This window comes from Streptomyces sp. NPDC013455, assembly GCF_040632975.1.
Lineage (GTDB): Bacteria > Actinomycetota > Actinomycetes > Streptomycetales > Streptomycetaceae > Streptomyces.
Map to the genome: position 1 here is coordinate 39,058 of NZ_JBEYCX010000001.1, position 20,022 is coordinate 59,079.

Below are 20,022 nucleotides of genomic sequence, written 5' to 3' on the forward strand. Positions count from 1 at the left end.
CCGCCCCACAGGCCGCAAGCGTTTATCGCTGGCCGGCGGCCGCCAGAGATGAGGAAGGACCGACGGACAGGAGGCGGGCACGTGGTGCTGGTGGTGTCGGAAGAAGTCCGGGAGGCGATCGAGGCGCGGCGGCCGGTGGTGGCGCTGGAGTCCACGATCATCGCGCACGGCCTGCCCCGCCCCCGCAATCTGCAGGTGGCGCTGGAGCTGGAGGAGGCGGTACGGCGGGAGGGGGCCGTGCCGGCGACCATCGCCGTGCTCGACGGGCGGCCCCGGGTCGGCCTGGACAAGCAGCAGCTGGAACGGGTCGCGAACGAGGACGGCATCCGCAAGCTGGGCCACCGTGACCTGCCGCTGGCCGTGGCGGCGGGGGCGAGCGGGGCGACCACGGTCTCGGCGACGGCGCAGTTGGCCGCGCTGGCCGGGGTCCGGGTGTTCGCCACCGGGGGGCTGGGCGGTGTGCACCGGGAGTGGACGGTGACCCAGGACGAGTCGGCGGACCTGGGGCTGCTCGCGCGGACCAGGATCACAGTGGTGTGCGCGGGGGTGAAGTCGATCCTGGACGTGCCGGCGACGCTGCAGCGCCTGGAGACACTGGGTGTGGCCGTCGCCGGGTACGGCACGGACCGGTTCCCCGGGTTCTACCTGTCCGACTCGGGACATCCGGTCGACTGGAGGCTGGACAGCCCGGACGAGGTGGCCGCCGTCATGCGCGCCCAGGACGCGCTGGACGCACCGGCGTCGGCGCTGATCGTCGCCCACCCCGTCCCGGAAGCCGAACAGCTCGACCCCGAGGTGCACGCGCGCGTGCTCGCCGACGCGCTGCGGGCCTGCGCGGAACAGGGTGTCACCGGCCAGGCGGTGACCCCGTTCCTGCTGGACCACCTGGTCCGGCACACGGACGGTGCCTCGCTGAGCGCCAATCTGGCGGCGGTGCGCGGCAATGTGCGGCTGGCGGCACGGATCGCCACGGCGTGGACGAGGGGGTGACCGGGAGCCGGAACGGAGCGCTGCTGGTCGTCGGAGACGTGGTCACGGACGTGGTGGCCCGGCACCGGGGGCCGCTCGCGGGCGGCACCGACACGGCCGCGGCGATCCGGGCGCTGCCCGGCGGTGCGGGCGCCAACGTGGCCTGCTGGGCCGCGTACGCGGGGTGCGCCGACGTGCGGATGCTGGGGCGGGTGGGTGCGGACGCGGCCGCGTGGCACGAGCGGGAGCTGGTCGCGGCCGGGGTGCGGCCGCGGCTGGTGGTGGATGCGGAGGCGGCGACCGGGACGGTGATCTGCCTCGTCGACACGGGCGCGGCGGCCGAGCGGACGTTCCTGACGGACAGCGGGGCGTCGCTGCGGCTCGGTCCGGCCGACTGGTCGGACGCGCTGCTCGACGGTGTGGGCCGGCTGCATCTGTCGGGTTATCTGCTGTTCACGGAGCCGAGCAGGGCGCTCGCCGAGACGGCGCTCGCGGCGGCACGCGCGCGTGGTGTGCCGGTCAGTCTCGATCCCGCCTCGGCCGGCTTCCTGACGCGCCTGGGGGTGGACCGTTTCCTGGCGTTCGCGGAGGGCCTGGACGTGCTGTTGCCCAGCCGGGACGAGGCGTGCCTGCTGACCGGGCTGTCCGATCCGGCGGAAGCGGCGGCCGAGTTGAGCCGGCTCGTCCCGCTGGTGGTGGCCAAGGCGGGTGCGGACGGGGCGCTGCTGGCGCGTTCCGGCACCGTATGGGACAGGGTCCCGGCGGTGACGGCGACGCCGCGGGACACCACGGGTGCGGGTGACGCCTTCACCGGCGCGTTCCTCGCGGCCCTGCTCGGGGGTGCCGGCTTGCGGGAGGCGGTGGCGCGGGGCTGCGAGGCGGGCGGGGAGGCGGTCTGCCGGGTGGGCGGCAGGCCACCGCACGCGGGGACCGGGACTTAGCCGCGACCTCGGACCATGCCGTGCGCCGCTCATGCCGGTCACCCGTTCCGTCCGGTCCGTCCGGCCCTTCGTCCACAGGGGGGAACCAAGCGGAACTCCCAGCTCCCACAGGCTTGCCCGTACGTCGCGGGAGACTGGCAGACTTGCGGGGCAAGGCGCGGAAGCGTTGCGCGCGGGGGTCCACGCAAGGAGATCCGGATGTCCATGGCAGGGAATCTGCGGAAGGTCAGGGGGCTGGGCGGTGTCGGCGGCCTGCGCAAGGTGGCACGGCTGGCCCGGCGCCGGCCGCGCGTCGACCTGAGCCATCCCGCCAGGTCGCCGCTGGGCTCCTCCGTGGTGAACTGCGTGACGTACCGGGACGGGGCGCGGGTGCCGGAGTCCGCCGATCTGGTGGACTCCGTACGGATGGTCCGCAAGAGCGGTGACGGCTTCGTCTGGCTGGGGCTGCACGAGCCGACGAGCCAAGAGTTCGCGGGCATCGCCGAGTTGTTCGACCTGCATCCGCTGGCGGTGGAGGACGCGGTCGAGGCCCACCAGCGGCCGAAGCTGGAGCGCTACGGCGACACGCTCTTCGCGGTGTTCAAAACCGTCTGCTATGTGGAGCACGAGCAACTGACGGCGAACAGCGAGGTCGTGGACACCGGGGAGATCATGGTGTTCCTCGGCGAGGACTTCGTGATCACGGTGCGGCACGGCCGGCACGGTTCGCTGGGCCCGCTGCGCGAGGAGCTGGAGGCGGATCCGCACCAGCTCGCCAAGGGGCCGGCGGCGGTGCTGCACGCGATCGCCGACCTGGTGGTCGACGACTACCTGAGCGTGACGGACGCGGTGCAGGCCGATATCGACCAGGTCGAGACGGAGGTGTTCTCGGAGAACGGCGCGCGTCTGGACCCGGGCCGCATCTACCAGATGAAGCGTGAACTCCTGGAGCTCAAGCGGGCGGTGGTGCCGCTGGGCCGCCCGGTGGAAGAGCTGGCCACCCGGCCGATACGGGTCGTCGACCCGGAGATACAGACCTACTTCCGGGATGTGCTCGACCACCTGATCCGGGCCAAGGAGCAGATCGCCGCCTTCGACGAACTGCTCAACTCCATCCTCCAGGCGCATCTCGCGCAGGTGACGGTCGCTCAGAACGAGGACATGCGGAAGATCACGGCGTGGGCCGCGGTGATCGCCGTTCCGACGATGGTGTGCGGGGTGTACGGCATGAACTTCGAGCACATGCCGGAGCTGCGCTGGCGGTTCGGATATCCGCTGATCATGACCGTCATGGCGGCGGCGTGTGTGGCGCTGTACCGGGGCTTCAGGCGCAACGGCTGGCTCTGACGTCCCCGGTCGCGGCCCCGCCGGCCTTCCGGGCTTTCCGGGTTCTCGGGACTTGGGGTCGTGGGGTCTTCGGGTCTTCCGGGCGGGTCTCCGGGAGGGTGTGCGGATCAGCCGCTCCAGGCGGGATGACGCGGATCGTCGGCGCGGACCAGGACGTCCGCCGTCACGGCCGGGTCGGTCTCGGCCTCGTAGCGTTCGAAGGCCGGAAGCGTCCAGTGGTCGCTCTCGGGCGTACGGCGGCGCAGGGCGCCCGGGGAGAGAAGGAGGTGAACGGTCAGGTCGAAGGGGAACCAGTGACGCAGCAGGAGGGGGCCGTGGAGCAACAGGATCCCGTGGGGCGGGAGCTGGACGTACGGGCTGCGGGTGGCCCGGTCTGTGGCCGGGTCCCAGAGGTCGGGCAGGACCCGCCCGCTGCCTCCGGGTTCGAGCGGGCCGAAGACCTCACGCCAGAGGGCGCCGGTGTCGAACCATCCGCTGTAGTACGACTCCGCGTCGCGCCGCCCGTGTTCCAGGCGCAGCGACGCCGGGCGCAGGAAGCCCTCGGTGCCGATCACGAGCGAGGGCCGGCCGCGTAGCCGCAGCGCTTGCCCGACACGCTCGGCGAGGTCTCCGGGGCGGACTGCGGGGGCCCCGTCGAAACCGACGCGCGGCCAGGCACCGCCGTCCGCCGGTGCCGCCCCGGCCAGCCGGTCGGCAAGCTGCTCGGCGAGCCGGTCCCAGGTGATCGCTTCGAGTCGCACAGGGCCCATGATGCCGGGCGGGCCGGGCAGGCGGCGAGACCGGGCCGGTGTGTGGGATCCGGCCGGGTGGCGGGCCGCGACCAGGGCGACGGAGACGGGCTTCCGTCACGGCCGACGGAAGACGGGCTTCCGTCCAAGCCGCCGGAGACGGGCTTCCGTCCAGGCCGGAGACAGACCCGGCGGCAGAGGCGGAGCGGTGAACCGGGGCAGGGCGCAGGCGGCGTGGGAGGCGCGGGCGCCGGCGGGGAAAGTACCGCGTATGGCGCTTCCCGCAACTCCCCACTCCCCCGGCCGGCTTGTCGTCATCCAGCCGCTGAGGCAGAAGCGCTGCGCCGGCTGCCGGCGTGGCCCGCTGTCGCTCCTCGTGCTGGAGGACGGAGCACCGCGGTGCCTGGACTGTGCCGACCTCGGCCACCTGGTGCTCCTGCCGCGCGGCGACACGGCACTGACCCGCAGGGCGCGGGAGGAGAGCACGCTGTCGGTGATCGTGGTGCGGTTCAACCGGCGCAAGAGCCGGTACGAGCGTCAGGGCGTGCTGGTGGAGGAGGCCGCGCTGGCGCGGGCCGAGGCCCGGTGTCTGGCGGACGCGGAGGCGCGGCGTCGGCGGCGGGCCCGGGACGCGCGGCGCAGGGCGGCGGAGGACGAGCGGTTCGCGGCGGCATTCGCGGCCGAGATCCTCCGGCTGTTCCCCCGGTGCCCGACCGAGCGGGCGCGGGCGATCGCGGCGCACGCGTCGGTGCGGGGCAGCGGGCGGGTCGGGCGCAGCGCGGCCGGGCGCGCGTTGTCCGAGGGGGCGGTGATCTCGGCGGTCGTGGCGGGCGTACGGCACGTGGACACGCCGTACGACGAGCTGCTGATGAGCGGGGTACCGCGGTACGAGGCACGGCGCCGCATAGCGCCGGCCGTGGAGAGCGTGCTGCGGGCCTGGCAGGAGGCCGGGGAGGACGCGGTGTGAGCGAGGGGGCGCAGGGGAGCCGGGCGCGGGCGGTCACGGCGCGCTGGGCGGCGGCGGGGCTCCGGCTGGTCGTGAGCTGGGAGGCCCCCGCAGAAAGCGCTGTCCACCACCTGCGCGGCCGCCGCAGCGGACGTATCGTGGCCGGAAGAGTGCCGCCCGATGACGAACGGCCTGTCGTACACCCGGTGCCTTAGGCGCCCGTACGCGAGGAAGACGCCCATGGCCGATCCCAAGGGGTTCATGACCACGCCGCGCCAGGAGTGGCCGCGGCGGCCCGTCGAGGAGCGGGTGCGGGACTGGGACGAGGTGTACGTCCCGGGAGCGCTGCTGCCCATCATCAGCAAGCAGGCCGACCGCTGTATGGACTGCGGTATCCCCTTCTGCCACCAGGCCTGCCCGCTGGGCAACCTCATTCCCGAGTGGAACGACCTGGTGTCGCGGGAGGACTGGCGGGCCGCGAGCGACCGGTTGCACGCCACCAACAACTTCCCGGAGTTCACCGGACGGCTGTGTCCGGCGCCGTGCGAGGCGGGCTGCGTGCTGGCGATCAACCAGCCGGCCGTCACCATCAAGAACGTCGAGTGCGCGATCGCCGACAAGGCGTGGGAGGAGGGCTTCACCCCCGCCCGGCCCCCGGAGCGGCTGACCGGGAGGACGGTCGCGGTCATCGGCTCCGGACCGACCGGGCTGGCCGCGGCACAGCAGCTGACCCGGGCCGGGCACACGGTCGCGGTGTACGAGAAGGACGACCGGATCGGCGGGCTGATGCGCTACGGCATCCCCGAGTTCAAGATGGAGAAGCGGCATCTGGAGCGGCGGATCGAGCAGATGCGGGCCGAGGGGACGAGGTTCCGTACGTCGACGGTGGTCGGGAGGGACGTCCCGGCGGCGGAACTGCGCAGCCGGTACGACGCGGTGGTGATCGCGACGGGCGCGACGGCGTGGCGGGAACTTCCGGTGCCGGGCCGGACGTTGAACGGGATACACCAGGCGATGGAGTACCTGCCGCTGGCCAATCGGGTGTGTGAGGGGGATCTGGAGGTTTCGCCGCTGTCGGCCGCCGGGAAGCACGTCGTGATCGTCGGTGGCGGAGACACCGGGGCGGACTGTCTGGGCACCGCGGTGCGCGAGGGCGCCGCGTCCGTGACCCAGCTGGACATCTACGCACAGCCGGGCACCGCACGGGACGAGGACACCGAGCCGTGGCCGACGTACCCGAAGATCTACCGGTTGTCGGCCGCGCACGAGGAGGCGCGGGACCTGCGTACGGCGCCGGCGGCGGACGCGGACGCGCGGCTGTTCGCGGCGTCCACGCTGCGTTTCACCGGGGACGAGAGGGGGTGGGTGCGGTCACTGCATCTGGTGGAGGTCGACGAGCGGCGCAATCCGGTGCCGGGCACCGGGCGGGCGATACCCGCCGACCTGGTGCTGCTCGCCCTCGGGTTCTCCGGCCCCGACCAGGAGGACGGGCTGATGGAGCAGTTGGGGCTGGCGCTCCAGCCGCGCGGCACGATAGCCCGGGACGACGGTTTCGCGACCAACGTCCCGGGGGTGTTCGCCGCCGGGGACGCGGCGCGCGGGCAGTCGCTCATCGTGTGGGCGATCGCGGAGGGCCGGGCGGTCGCGGCGGCCGTCGACCGGTACCTCACGGGCAGTTCCCGGCTCCCGGCCCCGATCGCCCCGACGGACCGGCCGATGGTGGCCTGAGACGCGGTCCGCGAGGGCGGCTGCGCGCGGGGGTGCCGGGCTCCCCGACGTCGGCGGTGTCCGGGCGGGGGCGCGTTCGGCGGGCCGATGGGGTCTATGGGGTCGATGGGTCGACGCGCCCGTGAGCCGTCACGCCAGCGGGATCGGCGGCGTCCGGGGCGGCGTCGGCGGAAGCGGCGAAGGTGTCAGCCGGTGCGCTCGTCCGTGCCCGCCACCTTGCCCGTCGCCAGGGCCACGCGGTTCCACGTGTTGATCGTGAGGATCAGGGCGAGGACGTGGGCCAGTTCCCCGTCCTCGAAGTGGGCGGCGGCCTCGGCGTAGACGGAGTCGGGGACTGCGCCGTCGGCGACGAGGGTCACCGCCTCCGTCAGCGCGAGAGCGGCCTGTTCCCTCGGGGTGAAGAAGTGGCGGGCCTCGCGCCAGACGGAGACCATGTGCAGCCGGTCCTCGCTCTCGCCGGCCTTGCGGGCGTCGTTGGTGTGCATGTGCAGGCAGTAGGCGCAGTGGTTGAGATGGGAGGCGCGTATCTGGATCAGTTCGACGAGGACCGGGTCGAGGCCCTCGCGGGCGGCGGCGTCGAAGCCGATGAGCGAGCGGAAGACCTTCGGCGCGGCCTTGGCGAAGTCCAGGCGGGTGCGGGCGGTCCCGGCGGCGGTGATGCCGGCGGTGACGTCGTGGAGCGGGGCGGTGTTCGGGTGCGTCGTCATGTTCGTCATGTGGATCACGCTACGGACCCGAAAGACCGGTTGTAGGGTGCATTTTCATGACGGAATCGTGGGTCAATTCCGCCGAGCGGATCGGTGCCGATCTGCATCTGGAGCTGTCCGGTCCGGGCGGACGGCGGGCCGCGCTGACCCGGGCGCTGCGGGAGGCCGTGCGCGGCGGGCGGCTGGCGCCGGGTACCCGGCTGCCGCCGTACCGGTCGCTCGCCGCGGACCTGGGGGTGGCTCGCAACACGGTGGCCGACGCCTACGCGGAGCTGGTCGCCGAGGGCTGGCTGACCGCGCGGCAAGGGTCGGGGACCCGGGTCGCGCAGCGTGCCGAGCCGCTGCGGCGGGCCGAACGGACGCCCGCGCAGGCACCTGTGCGGGCGCACGGGCCGCGGCACGACCTGCGGCAGGGCGCACCGGACCCGTCGGCCTTTCCACGCGCGGCCTGGTCGGCCTCGTACCGCCGGGCGCTGCACGCGGCGCCGAGCGAGGCGTTCGGGCCGGGCGACCCCGCCGGGCGCCGGGAGCTGCGGGAGACCCTGACGGAGTACCTGGCACGCGCACGCGGGGTGCGTACCGAGCCGGACCGGATCGTCATCTGCTCGGGTTTCGCGCACGCCCTGCGACTCCTCTTCGGCCGCGGTACGGGGGGCGGCCCGGCGGCGGGCGGGGTGCTGCGCGGTCCGCTCGGTGTGGAGGCGTACGGGCTGGGCTTCCACCGGGAGCTGCTCACGGCCGCCGGCGTGCGCACCGTACCGCTTCCGCTGGACGAGCACGGGGCACTGGTGGACGCGCTGGGCGGGGAACGGGCCGTGCTGCTGACGCCCGCGCACCAGTTCCCGACCGGCGGCCCGCTGCACCCGGAGCGCCGGGCCAGCGTGATCGACTGGGCACGCGCGCGCGGGGCGGTCGTGCTGGAGGACGATTACGACGGCGAGTTCCGGTACGACCGCCGTCCCGTCGGCGCGCTGCAAGGTCTGGATCCCGAGCGGGTGATTCACATCGGGTCGGTCAGCAAGAGCCTGTCACCGGCGCTGCGGCTGGGCTGGATGGTCCTGCCGCGGCGGTACGTGGAACCGGTGCTGGCGGCGAAGGGCGAGCGGGAGGGGTGGGCGAGCGTGCCCGACCAGCTCGCTCTCGCGGACTTCGTCGCCTGTGGGTCCTACGACCGTCATGTGCGGCGCATGCGGCAGCGGTACCGGCGCCGACGGGACCGGCTCGTCGCGGCACTCGCCGCGCAGGCGCCGCACGTCGAGGTGACGGGCATCGCGGCCGGGCTCCACGCGGTGCTGCGGCTGCCGCCCGGCACGGAGCGGTCGACGGTGAGGGCCGCCGCACTGCGGGGAGTCGCCGTCGACGGACTCGCGGCGTTCCGGCACCCGCGGAGTCCGGCCGGGGCGGGCGACGGCCTGGTGGTGGGGTACGCAGCCCCGGGCGAGCATGCCTACGGGGCGGCGCTGGAGGCTTTGTGCGGGGTGCTGCCGCCGGCCTGAGGCCCGGGACAGGCCGGCCGAGGTGGGGGAGGTGGCCGCACGGGCCCACCCTGCCCGGCCCACCCTGCCCGGCTCACCCGGGCCCGGCTCACCCTGCCCGGCATACCCGGGCCCGGCTCACCATGGCCCGGCGGCCGTCGGGGTCTGTACGGTCATGCGGAACTTCGTAGGCGTCGGACACGTTCAAGAGTCAAGTCATCGTTACTGCGAACAAGTTGAGCAAGACACACAAAGCCGTGGCAGACCCCGGCGGGTTCAGGACAGCAGGAAGTCGGCCTCCCCCGCCTTGGCACCTTCGATGAACGCGGTCATCTCGTCCATGGTGTAGATCAGCGCGGGCCCGTCCGGGTCGGTCGACTGGCGCACGGCGATCCGGCCGTCGGCCAGCTTCATCGCCTCCAGGCAGTTGCCGCCGTTGCCGCCGCTCCAGGGCTTGTGCCACCCCTCGCTGCCCAACTCCCGCGCGGGCATCCCGTTGTAGACGCGCCCGCGCGGCTTGATGCGATCCATTCACAGCTCCTTGCGGAGATCCCGGAGGATCTCCTTCGTGCGTTGTGCCGTAGCGGCCTGCGCCGCCATGCGGTCCATGACCTCCAGGTGGGTCGCCACCTCGGTGCGCGCGTCCAGGTAGACGGCGCCGGTCAGGTACTCGCTGTAGACCATGTCCGGCAGTTCTGACATGGCAAATCGGAACAGCACGAAGGGCCCGTACGTGCCGGGGTGCGGCCCGTTGGCGAAGGGGGCGACCTGCAGCGTCACATGGGGCAGCTTCGTGGCCTCGAGCAACCTGTCGATCTGCGCACGCATCACCTCCGGGCCGCCGACCGGGCGGCGCAGGGCGGTCTCGTCCATCACCGCCCAGAAGCGGGGGGCGTCGGGCCGGGAGAGCAGTTCCTGGCGCTGCATGCGCAGCGCGACGTGCCGCTCGATGTCGTCCGGGCTCGTCTGGCCGATGGCGCCGGACTTCAGCACTCCGCGCGCGTAGTCCTCGGTCTGGAGCAGGCCCGGGACGAAGTGCGGCTCGTAGGAACGGATGAGGCTGGCCGCGCCCTCCAGGCTGACGTACATCGAGAACCAGCCCGGCAGGATGTCGTGGAACCGCTGCCACCAGCCCGGCCTGTTCGCCTCCTCGGCCAGCTGGACGAAGACCTCGGCCTCGTCGTCGGGTACGCCGTAGGCCTTCAGGAGCAGCTGGACGTACGGGATTTTGAGGGCGACCTCGGCCATTTCCATGCGACGGACGGTGGCTGGGGCCACGTGCAGGACGCGGGCGGCCTCCTCGCGCTTCAGTCCGGCGCGTTCCCGCAGGTCCAGCAGGCGCCGGCCGAGGACCACCTGGCCCACCGTCGGCGCGGACCGCGGCTCACTCACGCTCCCACCTCCACCGAAAGCCTCCACCGAAAGTTTCCTGACAGCCCTGCGGCGCCATTCGAAGGTTCATTCGAAGGCCGGGGCGGACTTCGACGACTCCAATTGGCGCCGCGCATGGTGCTGTTGCGAGCAGTGTGCCACGGCCTCTCACCGAGTCACACAGCACTCTGCAATTTTCAGAGTGACTCTTGCCAAGTGTCCGCGGCAGGGAGATAGTGGCAGGCGTGATTCCGTCCCCGCCCTTAGGAACAGACGCCGCCGCAGACCGTCCCGGCTTCGGCGCCGATGGGGGTTTCCCCGCTCGAACGCGTTCGAGAGCGGGAGAGGCGACAGCTCCTCACGGGGGTGCTGCCGAGCGCCGGTTCCGCTTCGAGCTGGCCGCGCATCCGTCTTCCGCCGCGCAGGCGAGGCGCCTGGCGCGTGCCCGGCTGTCGGGTTGGTCGGTCTGCGCGGACACCTGCGACAACGCGGCCCTGGTCATATCCGAGCTGGTCACCAACGCGATCGTGCACACGGCGAGCAGCCGGGTCGTGTGCGAGCTGCACGACCGCGACGACACGGTGCGCATCGCCGTGCACGACGAGGGCTGTGCTCCTGGCGAACCTCACCCGTCTCCGCAGCGACCCGATGAGGAGCACGGGAGGGGGTTGTTCCTCGTCGACGCGCTGTGCCGGGCCTGGGGTGCCCAGGAGCACGGACCGGGGCTGCTGGTGTGGGCCGAGCTGCCCCGCCGGTCCGACGTCGATCCGGACCCCGCGGAGCCGTGCAACGACCTGGGCTGGGGCGCCCGCCCCAAGCCGGGCCGTCCGGACGACTCCGACGGGGACCGGCCGGCCGGGGCAACCGGGCGGACACCGGAGCAGCGGCGGCGGGAGGCGGAACCGTGGCGGCGGGAGGCGGAGCCGCGGCGGCGGGAGCCGGAACCGCGCGAGGGCGGGGCCGCGGCGTGGCTCTGGTACGGGGCCGCGGACGTGCGGGGTGACGAGGACCGGTACGAACACCTGGGGGCACACCAGGACGTGCACCGGGACGCGCACCGGGGCGACTTCGCCGACCGGCACGGACAGGGTTCCGCGGGCCGGCTCGGGCATGCCGCGCACCCGGGCCGGTACCGGCACCCGGCTGCGGAGCAGGACCTTCACGAGGAGCGGCCGTGACCGGCGCCGACGGGGGCGACCGGTCGGCCGGCACCGGTGCCGGCCCTGTGCTCGCCATGGGCCTGGACACCCTGGTGCGTCTCCAGCGGCGCAGGCAGGCCCCGGAAGCGGTCCGCCGGCTGCCGGTACCGGACGGCATGACGGCTCCGCTCGGCTGTGACGCCGTGGCCGTACCGGACCACCTGGGTCCGCTCGTCGTCCCCCTGCTGCCGCGGGTGGGATGTGTGTACACCGACGGCTCCCACTGGTGGTGGATCGTTCCGTCGGACTCGGACTACGCCCTGCCCTGGCCGTCCCCGGCCCACTACGCCGTCGGCGCCCTGGTCACCGGACCCGTCCGGCTGGTCCACCACCCGCAGGACACGGTTCCGTACACCCCGCCGATCCCGCTGTACCTGGCGCTGTGCCGGGTGACGGGGACGACTCCGGACTGGTCGCGGGCCGTCTCGGCGTAGCGTGCGTTCGGGCGTGCGGCTCCCCTCCCGGGGAGTGCAGCCTCCCTCCCGGAGAGTGCAGCCCCCCTCTCGGGAGTGCAGCCCCCTCTCGGGAGTGCAGCCCCCTCTCGGGAGTGCAGCCCCCTCTCGGGCGTGTGGCTCCCCCCTCCCCCCGACGCACACGGGCGTGCGGCCCCCTCGTGGAACCGCGCGTGCAGGGGTGCGACTTCCCCTCCGGAAAGCAGCCGCCCACCCCGGAACGCCGTCCCCCGGGATCGCCGCGTCCTCCGGAAGAGCGGACGGAGCCGCACGCCCCGGAGGCCCGATCCCTCACCCCCGCCGAACGCACCACACCCCTCCCCCGGCGGCCCGCGCTCCCCCCGCGCCCTCCCATGCATCCCCTCGCGCCCTGCCGAGGCGCCGCCACGGCCGCGATAGTGGCCGTTCCGCCAGGGTTCGGGAGGTCACGGTGAGGAAGAGACGGGAGGCTGTCGAGCCCGTGGTGTCGGCGTCGGAGCGGCTGCTGTTCGGCGGGCCACTGCGGTACGACATGGGCTGGAACCAGCACGCGGACGCCTTCCTGACACTGAGCTTCCGGGCGATGATGGCCCGGCTGCCCGGCATGCTGGCGTCCAGTTTCCGGCTGGCCCGGCAGGCCGACGCGGGCGCCGCGCGGGTGGTGCTGGCCGCCGAGCTGGGCCGGGGCGTGGCGCAGGCGATCAGCCTGCTGGCCGTGAACAACGCGCTCGGCAAGCTCATCACCGGGCCGGACATCGCGCAGCGGCTGCACTCGGCCGCCCCCGCCCTCGTCGTGATGGCCTCCGTCATGCTGGTCTCCGCACTGCTGCGGGCGGCCTCCACCTACGCCACCGGACGGCTGGAGCCCAAGGTGGAGCGGGTGGCGACCGAGCTGTATCTGGAGCGCGCGGCCAACGTGGAACTCGCCGCGATCGAGGATCACGCCTTCCACAAGCTGCTGGACACGGCACAGTACGGTGCCCGGTCCGCACGGCACATGATCAGTTACAGCACCCGGGTGATCAACGCGATGATCTCGCTGGTCGCCGCGGCGGGCGTGCTCACCGTGCTGCATCCGGCGCTGCTCCCGCTGCTGGTCACCATGACCCTGCCCAGTGCCTGGAGCGCGTTGACCATCGCCCGGCGCCGTTACGAGTCCTTCCACACCTGGGTGCAGCACGCCCGGGCCGGCCAGCTGATCAGCTCGCTGCTCACCGAGCCGGCCGCCGCGCCCGAGATCCGGGTGCACGGTGTGGGCCCGTTCCTGCTGCGCCACTTCCGCGCCATGTCCGAGACCGCGGAGGCCGAACAGGCCCGGCTGGCCCGGCTGGCCGCCCGGACCGGCCTGATCGCGGCCGCCTTGACGGGGCTGGCCACCCTCGCCACGTACGCGACGCTGGGTGCGCTGCTGCTGGCCGGGGCGATGGCCCTGTCGGTGGCCGGTACGGCGGTCATCGCGATCCGTACGGGTGCGGCGAGCCTGGACACGCTGGTGCTGGAGATCAACCAGCTGCACGAGGAGGCCCTGTTCGTGGGGGATCTCCAGCGCATGTACGCCGCGGCGGCCGAGCGGGCCATCCCGACGGGCGGTGTAGCGCTGCCGGAGGACCCGAAGGAGATCCGCTTCGAGAACGTCACCTTCAGCTACCCGCGTGACGCGCAACCAGGTGACACGTATCCAGATGACACGCACACGGCTGACACGCAGACGAGTGATGCCTGTGACGCGTATGCGGGTGGCGCTCGTCCGGGTGACGCACAGGCGCAGGCGGGCGACGCGCGCCCGGCCGGCACCCAGGGTCACGTCCCCGTCGGCGGCACCGCGCGCCCCGCCCTGGACGACGTCACCCTCACCCTCCCCCTCGGCCGGATCATCGCACTCGTCGGGGAGAACGGCTCGGGCAAGACGACGCTGGTGAAGCTGCTCGCGGGGCTGTACACGCCGGACCGGGGCCGGATCCTGTGGGACGGCGTGGACGCCGCGCGTGCCGACCGGCGGCTGCTGGCCGAGCGCATCGCCATGGTGGCCCAGGACTTCAAGCGCTGGCCGTTCACCGCCCGGGTGAACGTGGCCGTCGGGCGCTCCGCCGCGCCCATGACCGAGGAGCGCCTGGCCGCGTCGATCGCGGAGGCGGGCGCCGAGGACGTGGTGGCGGATCTGCCGCGGGGCCTGGACACCCTGCTGGCCCGGAACTTCAGCGGCGGGCACGAGCTGTCCGGCGGCCAGTGGCAGCGGCTCGGCATCGCGCGGGCCGCCTACCGGCGCGGGCGCATCCTGATCGTGGACGAGCCGACGGCGGCGCTGGACGCGCGGGCCGAGCTGGAGGTGTTCGAGAAGATCCGGGCCCTGGCGGACAGCGGGCAGACGGTCGTCCTGATCACCCACCGGCTGGCCTCGGTCCGGCACGCCGACCTGGTCCACGTGCTGGAACACGGGCGCCTGGTGGAGTCCGGCACCCCCCAGGAGCTGCTGGCCAGGGGCGGTGTCTACGCCGAGCTGTACACGCTGCAGGCGCAACAGTTCACGGCGGAGGTCCCGGCACCGCAGAGGCCATCGGCGAGACACCCGGAACCCGCACCGAAGCCGGCCTGAGCGGGAGCCGAGGCCGCCGGGACCGGCCTGAGCGGGAGCCGGGGCGCGGGCCCGTGTCGGCTCAGTCGGCGGTTTCGGCCCCGCGGACGATCACCAGGAACATGTCCGTCGCGAGGTCCATGACGACCTCGGCGGGCATGCCCTCCAGACGCCGCGCGTGCGCGAACTCCTCAGCGGGCCAGGATCCCCGCGGACCACCGGCGGAAAAGCGCTCGAGCACCGTTCGCCCGTTCACCATCTCGCACCTCCAGGAAGCGTCGTTCGTGTAGGAGTTAACGCTTCGGAGAGGGGAAACGCCTCGCTCGGTGACGTGACTGAGACATTGCCGACACGGATCCGGCGCGGACGGTGAGGGTCCGTTCACCTTGTGACACGAACCGGACCCTCCGTGTCAGTGGTCGTACTCGTCGTGAAGGCGGAGCCGGTCGCTGCCGGCGGGGCTGCGGCCGAGCGCGGTGAGGTCGAGCAGCGCGGTGGTGGTGCCCAGTCCGTCGAGCCCGTCGTCGTACACCGAATAGGTGTGGAAGACCCGGTCGTGGTCGCGCAGGAAGCAGCTGACGCCGGGACGCTCCACGAGGTCCCCGCCCGACTCGACGGTGGCCCCGAGGTCGCGGTTGAAGTCGCTGTGGCAGGAGGAGTACCACGGCACCGCCCAGCCCATCCGCGCCTTGAACGGCAGGATCCGGGTGAACGGCGCACGGGACACGGCCGTGAAGGAGGTGTTGCGGGCACGTAAGTGCGCGAGATGACCGACCTGGTCCAGGAAGGCGGAACAGCACGCGCAGCCGGTCCCCCACTCCGGCGCGAACCTGAAGTGGTGGACGACGAGCTGGGCCCGTCCCTCGAAGAGGTCGAGGAGTGTGGCCTTGCCGTCGCCGCCCTCGAAGACGTAATCCGGGTCCACCTCGACCATGGGCAGCCGCCGCCGCTCGGCGTCCAGGACCTCACGCGCCCGTCTGACCGCCTCCTCCTTGTGCAGCAACTCCTCGCGGGCGGCGCGCCACTGCTCGCGCGAGACGATCTCCGGAAGCGACATGTGCCCTCCTGTCCGACGGCCGGTTCGACGGTGGTGACCGCCGGTGTGCGCGGAACTCATCGCCGGATACGGAGAATTCTTCGCGCGGTCTCGGACAGGCACGCTTTTCGGCCGACCGCCCGGGCCGCGCGGCGTACCTCACACGGGCCGGCCACCGTCGCTCACGTGTCGTACTCCTGTACGCGTCGGCCGTGGCCGCGTGCGGTCAGCGTGGGCAGCCGGGCCGTCAGTTCCCGTACGGTCTCGCGCACGTCGAGGGTGAGGAGTTCGCGGTCCCTCATCAGGACGCGGCCGTCGACGATGGTGGTGCGGACGTCGGCGGCGCGGGCGCTGTGCACCAGGGTGGCGGCGAGGTCGTGGACCGGCTGGGTGTGCGGGCCGGTGAGGTCGACCAGGATGATGTCGGCGCGCCGGCCGGGCGCGAGGGAGCCCACGCGGTCCCCGAGGCCCACCGCGCGGGCGCTCTGCAGCGTGGCGTGGTGCAGGGCCTGGCGGGAGGTCAGCCACCGCGGGTCGCCCTCGGTCGACTTCTGGATCAGGGACGTCAGTGCCATCGCCTCCCACACGTCGAGCGAGTTGTTGGAGGCGGCGCCGTCGGTGGCGAGGCCGACGGGGACGCCGGCCGCGCGCAGGGCCCGTACCGGAGTGGTCGTCGGCCAGGCGAACTTGAGGTAGCCGCGGGGCGCGGTGGCCACGGCCGTACGGCCGCCGGTGCGTTCCAGCAGCGGCAGGTCCCGTTCCAGGATGCCGGTGCCGTGGGCGATGAGCAGGTCGGTGTCCAGCAGCCCGGTGCGGTCCAGGACCTCGATGGGGGTGCGGCCGTGCCGGGCGAGGCTGGTGTCGGTCTGGCCGCGGTTCTCGGCGGCGTGGATGTGGACCGGCAGGCCGTGCTCGCGGGCGAGTTCCGCGGTGGCGGTGAGGTCGGCGTCGTCGACGGTGTAGGGGGCGTGCGGTGCCAGGGCGGTGGTGATGCGGCCGTCGGCGGCGCCGCGCCGCCGCAGTGCGAACTCCGCCGACGCCTCCCGGCCCCGGCGTCCCTGGCTGGAGAAGTAGGCGGCGCCGAGGTGGGCGCGCAGGCCGCACTCGGCGACGACGGCGGCGACCGTGTCCATGTGGAAGTAGTGGTCCGCGAAGCAGGTCACCCCGCCCCGGATCATCTCGGCGCAGGCGAGCCGCGCCCCCAGCGCCACGTCCCGTTCGGTGAGGTTGGTCTCGACGGGCCAGACGACGTCGTTGAACCACTCCTCGACCGGCAGGTCCTCGGCGAGGCCCCGCAGGGCCACCATCGGTGCGTGCGTGTGGCAGTTGATCAGCCCGGGCAGCGCGACCTGGCCGCGCGCCTCGATCCGCACCGGGGCCGGTACGTGCCGCGCGGCGGCGGCCGTGGTGACCGCCTCGATCACCCGGTCGCGGACGACGATGGCGGCGTCCTCGCGGAATCCGACGCGTTCCCGCTCGTCGTGCACGAGCACCGTGCAGCCGGTGACGACGAGATCGGCGGCAGGGGCGGCGCTCGTGGGCCCGGCGGCACTCATGTGCCCAACGTACGGCCCGGCCCCGTCGGGAGGTGAGCCGAACCGCGCATCCGGTCACGGCCCACGGCACGGCCGTACGCGGCCGGGCGGCAGCGGCAGGGCCGTACACCCGCCGCCGGCCGCGCGGCTACGCGGCTACGCGGCGGCCGGCAGCGGTACCCGCACGCCGCGCCGCTCCAGCTCCCCCAGCGCCTCCCGCAGCCGGCGCAGGTGCCGGGGGGTGAGCCGGCCGGTGTCGTCGAGGTGCACCGCGCAGGCCGTGGTGGTGTCGACGAGCCGTTCCAGTGCCTCGGCGACGGCGTCCGTGCCCTCGGTGTGCCGGGCGAGCGGGGGCAGCTCGGCGGCGGCGAGCGCGATCGCGGTACGGGCCTCGGCGAGGGTGCGGTACGCCTCCCGGCGCAGCGCCCAGCGCTCGGCGCGGTCGCCGGACTCGCCGAGGACGTGCAGCAGATAGACGTGCGCGGCGCCGCCGGCCGTCGCGAGCCGGTCCCGTACCCCGCCGCCCCGCTCCCCCGGCATCGGCAGATGCCCCACGACCAGCACGAGCGCGCAGGCCAGCAGGGTCTCGCCGATCCGGCCGGCCGAGGCCTGCGGTTCCCCGCCGGCCATGACCAGGGCGAGGACGAGGACGGTGACGACGGCGGTGAGCGCGGCGAAGTGCCGGATGGCGACCGGTATGAGGGCGCCGCACACCGCCACCAGCGCGATCAGCCCCGCCGGACGGGGCAGCAGCGCGGCGAAGCCGGCGAAGAGCAGGGCGCCGAGCACGGTCCCGGCGGCCCGGCACAGCACCCGTGAGACGAGCGGACCGAGGTCGGGCTTGACGAGGAAGACGGCGGTGACGGGCAGCCAGTACCAGTGCGTGTGCTGCCCGTACCAGCGGGTGTGGTGCAGGGCCTGGGCGATGGCGACGCTGGCTCCGAAACAGAGGGCGACGCGCAGCCCGTACTCGCGTCCGCCGGCGCCGAGCGCGGCCCGCAGCGCCTGCCGGACGTCCCGGCGGCGGCCGAGCAGCCCGCGCTCGGCGCCCTCGCCCCGGTCGAAGGACACGGCGGCGCGCAGCAGGGCGTCGTCCAGGGCGCGCAGCGCGGGGGCCGTGGGGTTCCCCTCACGCGAACGCGGCCGGCCCCGCGGGAGGCGGGGCGCGGGCAGCGGGCCGGTTCCGGTGTCGCCGCGGACGGCCGCGGCCAGCCGCCGGGGGCCCTCGGCCGCCCGCGCCGGCACCGGCTCACCGGCCCAGTACAGGGCGGTGGCGGCCTCGGCGAGGGGCAGGGCGGCGGCGAACCGGGCGTGCAGCCGGCGCTCGGCGGCGGAACCGGCGTGCGGGCGGAGCCGGGGCCCGGCCAGGGCGTCCTGGGCGTGGTCGAGCGCGGCGGTCAGCGCGGCCCGCCGGGCGCCGGCCCGCGGGCCGCCCACGGCCTCGACCAGCGCCGCGATCGCCTCGTACACGTCGGCGACCGCCGCCCGCTCGCCGTCGAACCGGAAGTCCCCGGCGAGCGAACCGGGGGTGGGCAGGGCGAGCCGCAGCACCAGCAGCCAGCCGGCGCCGGCCAGGAAGGCCAGGGCCCGTTGCCAGCCGCTCTCGGCCGCCGGCATTCCGGCGCCGATGGCGGCGGTGACGAGCAGCTGGGTGCCGGCCGCGGAGGCGACGGGCCCGACGGCACTGACGCCACCGGCGACCAGCCCCAGCGCGGTGAGCGCCAGGGTCAGCGGTACGGCGGCCAGCCCCTGTCCGGCGTACGTCCCCACGAGCAGCCCGAGCGTCCCGGCCAGCGCGGGCACGCCCAGCCGGTGCACGGACGCCCGCCGGCTGCCGGGCCGGTCGTTGATACCGGCGAGCATCGCCCCGATCGCGGCGAGCACCCCGCCGGCCGTGCGCCCGGCGAGCACGCCGAGGAGCAGCAACGGGCCGGCGGCGAGCGCTCCCCGGCACACCGCGCTCCAGGGCACGGGGCCGCGCTGGGCGCGGAAGGCGTGGGCAAGCCAGACGGGCACGGCGAACCGGGTCACAGGGCTCCTGTTCATACGAGGGCGGGTGCGCCTTCGGACGACGGTGGCCGGTGGGCTGGGGACGACTGTCCCTACGGTAGATCGCGTTCCCCGGGCATGGCGCACGCTCACGTTTCGGGGAGGTGAAAGCTGCCCGGCGGGCGGGGTTCTTTATGAACGCAATGCGCAACGCCTCTACGAGTGCAATGCCCGGTCGATGATCCCCTCGGCCTCGGCCACGGCGTCGGTGAGGGCGCCGGGGTCGGCCCGCAGCGCGCCCACCACCGCGTCGATGCCGCGCAGCCCGGCCCGCTCCAGCAGGCGCTTCTCGTTGGTCACCCATGCGCCGCGGGCCGCGAGGACGGCGTGGGCGCAGTGGGTGGCGGCTGTGGCGAGGGCGCCGGCGGTCTCCGTGAGGCGGCCGCGGGGGGCGTGGTGGGCCTTGGCGTAGGAGAGGGTGGCCCGGGCGGTGCCGGACCAGCGGGCGGCGGCCGTGCGGCGCAGTTCCGGCGGGTATCCGGCCGGGCGCGGGAGTTCGCCGCGCAGGACCCGATTGAGCGCCAGCTCGGCGACGACCAGGTAGCTGGGGATCCCGGCCAGGTGGAACAGCAGTGGTTCCACTCGGAAACGGCCTTGCTCCGCCTCGGCGAGTTCGTGTTCCACGACGTCCAGGTCCCGGTAGTGCACGTCGACCCGGCGGCCGTCGACGGTCAGCCAGGCGCCGCCGTTGAACACCCCGCCGCCCCAGCCGCCGATGTCCGAGACCTCGCCCGGCCAGCCGAGGGCGCGCAGGTCGTCCGGGTCGAAGGGGCCGCGGTAGTAGACGGCCAGGTCCCAGTCGCTGTCCGGGCGGTGGGTGCCTTCGGCGCGGGAGCCGCCGAGGGCCACGGCCCGGACGGCGGGGAGGGCGGCCAGACGGTCGGCGGTGGCGGCGAGGAAGTCCGCGTCGGGAGACAGGGGCATGCGCTCAGCCTGGCGCACGCCCGACGGGGTCCACTCGCGATTTCGCGCGGACGACGACTCGCGACGCGCCGTCCGCACGCACTCC

General features: G+C 74.0%; 17 protein-coding genes and 1 pseudogene. 9 read left to right on the forward strand and 9 right to left on the reverse strand.

Going from position 1 to position 20,022, the window contains the following annotated elements; translation table 11 throughout:
- Positions 1-81: 81 nt before the first annotated feature.
- From ABZ576_RS00165 to ABZ576_RS00175, 3 genes are all read left to right on the forward strand, one after another.
- Entirely contained in the window at positions 82-990 is a 909-nt protein-coding gene (locus ABZ576_RS00165; RefSeq protein ID WP_360733840.1) for a pseudouridine-5'-phosphate glycosidase, read from the forward strand.
- Positions 987-1,910, forward strand: a complete 924-nt coding sequence (locus tag ABZ576_RS00170; RefSeq protein ID WP_360733843.1) for a PfkB family carbohydrate kinase — start codon at positions 987-989, stop codon at positions 1,908-1,910. Before ABZ576_RS00165 ends, ABZ576_RS00170 begins: the two co-directional genes overlap by 4 nt.
- 198 nt (positions 1,911-2,108) lie before the next feature.
- Positions 2,109-3,236: a magnesium and cobalt transport protein CorA gene (locus ABZ576_RS00175; protein WP_360733846.1), complete on the forward strand. Its 1,128-nt coding sequence runs from the start codon at positions 2,109-2,111 to the stop codon at positions 3,234-3,236.
- A gap of 107 nt (positions 3,237-3,343) precedes the next feature.
- On the opposite strand, the gene ABZ576_RS00180 is transcribed toward ABZ576_RS00175, so the two are convergent.
- Entirely contained in the window at positions 3,344-3,976 is a 633-nt protein-coding gene (locus ABZ576_RS00180) for a uridine kinase (protein ID WP_360733848.1), read from the reverse strand.
- 259 nt (positions 3,977-4,235) lie between these two features.
- Between ABZ576_RS00180 and ABZ576_RS00185 the strand changes: the two genes are divergently transcribed.
- Together ABZ576_RS00185 and ABZ576_RS00190 are read left to right on the forward strand one after the other, a co-directional pair.
- Positions 4,236-4,931: a DUF2293 domain-containing protein gene (locus ABZ576_RS00185; protein WP_360733851.1), complete on the forward strand. Its 696-nt coding sequence runs from the start codon at positions 4,236-4,238 to the stop codon at positions 4,929-4,931.
- 219 nt (positions 4,932-5,150) lie between these two features.
- The gene (locus ABZ576_RS00190) at positions 5,151-6,638 is read left to right on the forward strand and encodes a glutamate synthase subunit beta (RefSeq protein ID WP_360733853.1); all 1,488 of its coding nucleotides are present in this window, start codon (positions 5,151-5,153) and stop codon (positions 6,636-6,638) included.
- A 185-nt stretch (positions 6,639-6,823) separates the two neighbouring features.
- Here the strand turns inward: ABZ576_RS00190 and ABZ576_RS00195 are convergent, their stop codons facing one another.
- Entirely contained in the window at positions 6,824-7,345 is a 522-nt protein-coding gene (locus ABZ576_RS00195) for a carboxymuconolactone decarboxylase family protein (RefSeq protein WP_360735476.1), read from the reverse strand.
- Positions 7,346-7,401: 56 nt separating this feature from the next.
- Between ABZ576_RS00195 and ABZ576_RS00200 the strand changes: the two genes are divergently transcribed.
- The gene (locus tag ABZ576_RS00200; RefSeq protein ID WP_360733856.1) at positions 7,402-8,841 is read left to right on the forward strand and encodes a PLP-dependent aminotransferase family protein; all 1,440 of its coding nucleotides are present in this window, start codon (positions 7,402-7,404) and stop codon (positions 8,839-8,841) included.
- Between the two features lie 255 nt (positions 8,842-9,096).
- Here ABZ576_RS00200 and ABZ576_RS00205 read toward each other — a convergent pair whose 3' ends face one another.
- Both ABZ576_RS00205 and ABZ576_RS00210 read right to left on the reverse strand, forming a co-directional pair.
- Positions 9,097-9,351: a DUF397 domain-containing protein gene (locus ABZ576_RS00205; protein ID WP_030348027.1), complete on the reverse strand. Its 255-nt coding sequence runs from the start codon at positions 9,349-9,351 to the stop codon at positions 9,097-9,099.
- Positions 9,352-10,212, reverse strand: coding sequence for a helix-turn-helix transcriptional regulator (locus ABZ576_RS00210; protein WP_360733859.1), 861 nt, complete (start codon positions 10,210-10,212; stop codon positions 9,352-9,354).
- A 215-nt stretch (positions 10,213-10,427) separates the two neighbouring features.
- Between ABZ576_RS00210 and ABZ576_RS00215 the strand changes: the two are divergent.
- The 3 genes and pseudogenes from ABZ576_RS00215 to ABZ576_RS00225 form a co-directional block, all read left to right on the forward strand.
- Positions 10,428-11,039 (forward strand): annotated as a pseudogene (locus ABZ576_RS00215) (ATP-binding protein); the annotation flags it as partial.
- Between the two features lie 386 nt (positions 11,040-11,425).
- On the forward strand, positions 11,426-11,824 hold the full coding sequence (locus ABZ576_RS00220) for a hypothetical protein (RefSeq protein WP_360735477.1): 399 nt from the start codon (positions 11,426-11,428) through the stop codon (positions 11,822-11,824).
- A gap of 448 nt (positions 11,825-12,272) precedes the next feature.
- Positions 12,273-14,414 (forward strand): ABC transporter ATP-binding protein, encoded by a 2,142-nt coding sequence (locus ABZ576_RS00225; protein ID WP_360733862.1) that lies wholly within the window; start codon positions 12,273-12,275, stop codon positions 14,412-14,414.
- Between the two features lie 61 nt (positions 14,415-14,475).
- Here the strand turns inward: ABZ576_RS00225 and ABZ576_RS00230 are convergent, their stop codons facing one another.
- The 5 genes from ABZ576_RS00230 to ABZ576_RS00250 all read right to left on the reverse strand — a co-directional run bounded on the left by ABZ576_RS00230 (position 14,476) and on the right by ABZ576_RS00250 (position 19,937).
- The gene (locus ABZ576_RS00230; RefSeq protein WP_360733865.1) at positions 14,476-14,652 is read right to left on the reverse strand and encodes a hypothetical protein; all 177 of its coding nucleotides are present in this window, start codon (positions 14,650-14,652) and stop codon (positions 14,476-14,478) included.
- 153 nt (positions 14,653-14,805) lie between these two features.
- The gene (locus ABZ576_RS00235; protein ID WP_360733867.1) at positions 14,806-15,450 is read right to left on the reverse strand and encodes a DUF899 domain-containing protein; all 645 of its coding nucleotides are present in this window, start codon (positions 15,448-15,450) and stop codon (positions 14,806-14,808) included.
- A gap of 161 nt (positions 15,451-15,611) precedes the next feature.
- Entirely contained in the window at positions 15,612-16,985 is a 1,374-nt protein-coding gene (locus tag ABZ576_RS00240) for an amidohydrolase (protein ID WP_360733870.1), read from the reverse strand.
- A gap of 135 nt (positions 16,986-17,120) precedes the next feature.
- On the reverse strand, positions 17,121-19,010 hold the full coding sequence (locus tag ABZ576_RS00245) for an FUSC family protein (RefSeq protein ID WP_360733873.1): 1,890 nt from the start codon (positions 19,008-19,010) through the stop codon (positions 17,121-17,123).
- A 159-nt stretch (positions 19,011-19,169) separates the two neighbouring features.
- Positions 19,170-19,937, reverse strand: a complete 768-nt coding sequence (locus ABZ576_RS00250) for a nucleotidyltransferase domain-containing protein (protein ID WP_360733875.1) — start codon at positions 19,935-19,937, stop codon at positions 19,170-19,172.
- Positions 19,938-20,022: the final 85 nt, after the last annotated feature.

Excerpts from the sequence above, each read along its gene's own strand:
- ABZ576_RS00220 (WP_360735477.1), top strand. The coding sequence starts at position 11,426 with ATGGGCCTGGACACCCTGGTGCGTCTCCAGCGGCGCAGGCAGGCCCCG.
- ABZ576_RS00250 (WP_360733875.1), bottom strand. The coding sequence starts at position 19,937 with ATGCCCCTGTCTCCCGACGCGGACTTCCTCGCCGCCACCGCCGACCGT.
- ABZ576_RS00200 (WP_360733856.1), top strand. The coding sequence starts at position 7,402 with ATGACGGAATCGTGGGTCAATTCCGCCGAGCGGATCGGTGCCGATCTG.
- ABZ576_RS00205 (WP_030348027.1), bottom strand. The coding sequence starts at position 9,351 with ATGGATCGCATCAAGCCGCGCGGGCGCGTCTACAACGGGATGCCCGCG.
- ABZ576_RS00235 (WP_360733867.1), bottom strand. The coding sequence starts at position 15,450 with ATGTCGCTTCCGGAGATCGTCTCGCGCGAGCAGTGGCGCGCCGCCCGC.
- ABZ576_RS00230 (WP_360733865.1), bottom strand. The coding sequence starts at position 14,652 with ATGGTGAACGGGCGAACGGTGCTCGAGCGCTTTTCCGCCGGTGGTCCG.
- ABZ576_RS00185 (WP_360733851.1), top strand. The coding sequence starts at position 4,236 with ATGGCGCTTCCCGCAACTCCCCACTCCCCCGGCCGGCTTGTCGTCATC.
- ABZ576_RS00245 (WP_360733873.1), bottom strand. The coding sequence starts at position 19,010 with ATGAACAGGAGCCCTGTGACCCGGTTCGCCGTGCCCGTCTGGCTTGCC.
- ABZ576_RS00190 (WP_360733853.1), top strand. The coding sequence starts at position 5,151 with ATGGCCGATCCCAAGGGGTTCATGACCACGCCGCGCCAGGAGTGGCCG.
- ABZ576_RS00195 (WP_360735476.1), bottom strand. The coding sequence starts at position 7,345 with ATGACGACGCACCCGAACACCGCCCCGCTCCACGACGTCACCGCCGGC.
- ABZ576_RS00240 (WP_360733870.1), bottom strand. The coding sequence starts at position 16,985 with ATGAGTGCCGCCGGGCCCACGAGCGCCGCCCCTGCCGCCGATCTCGTC.
- ABZ576_RS00175 (WP_360733846.1), top strand. The coding sequence starts at position 2,109 with ATGTCCATGGCAGGGAATCTGCGGAAGGTCAGGGGGCTGGGCGGTGTC.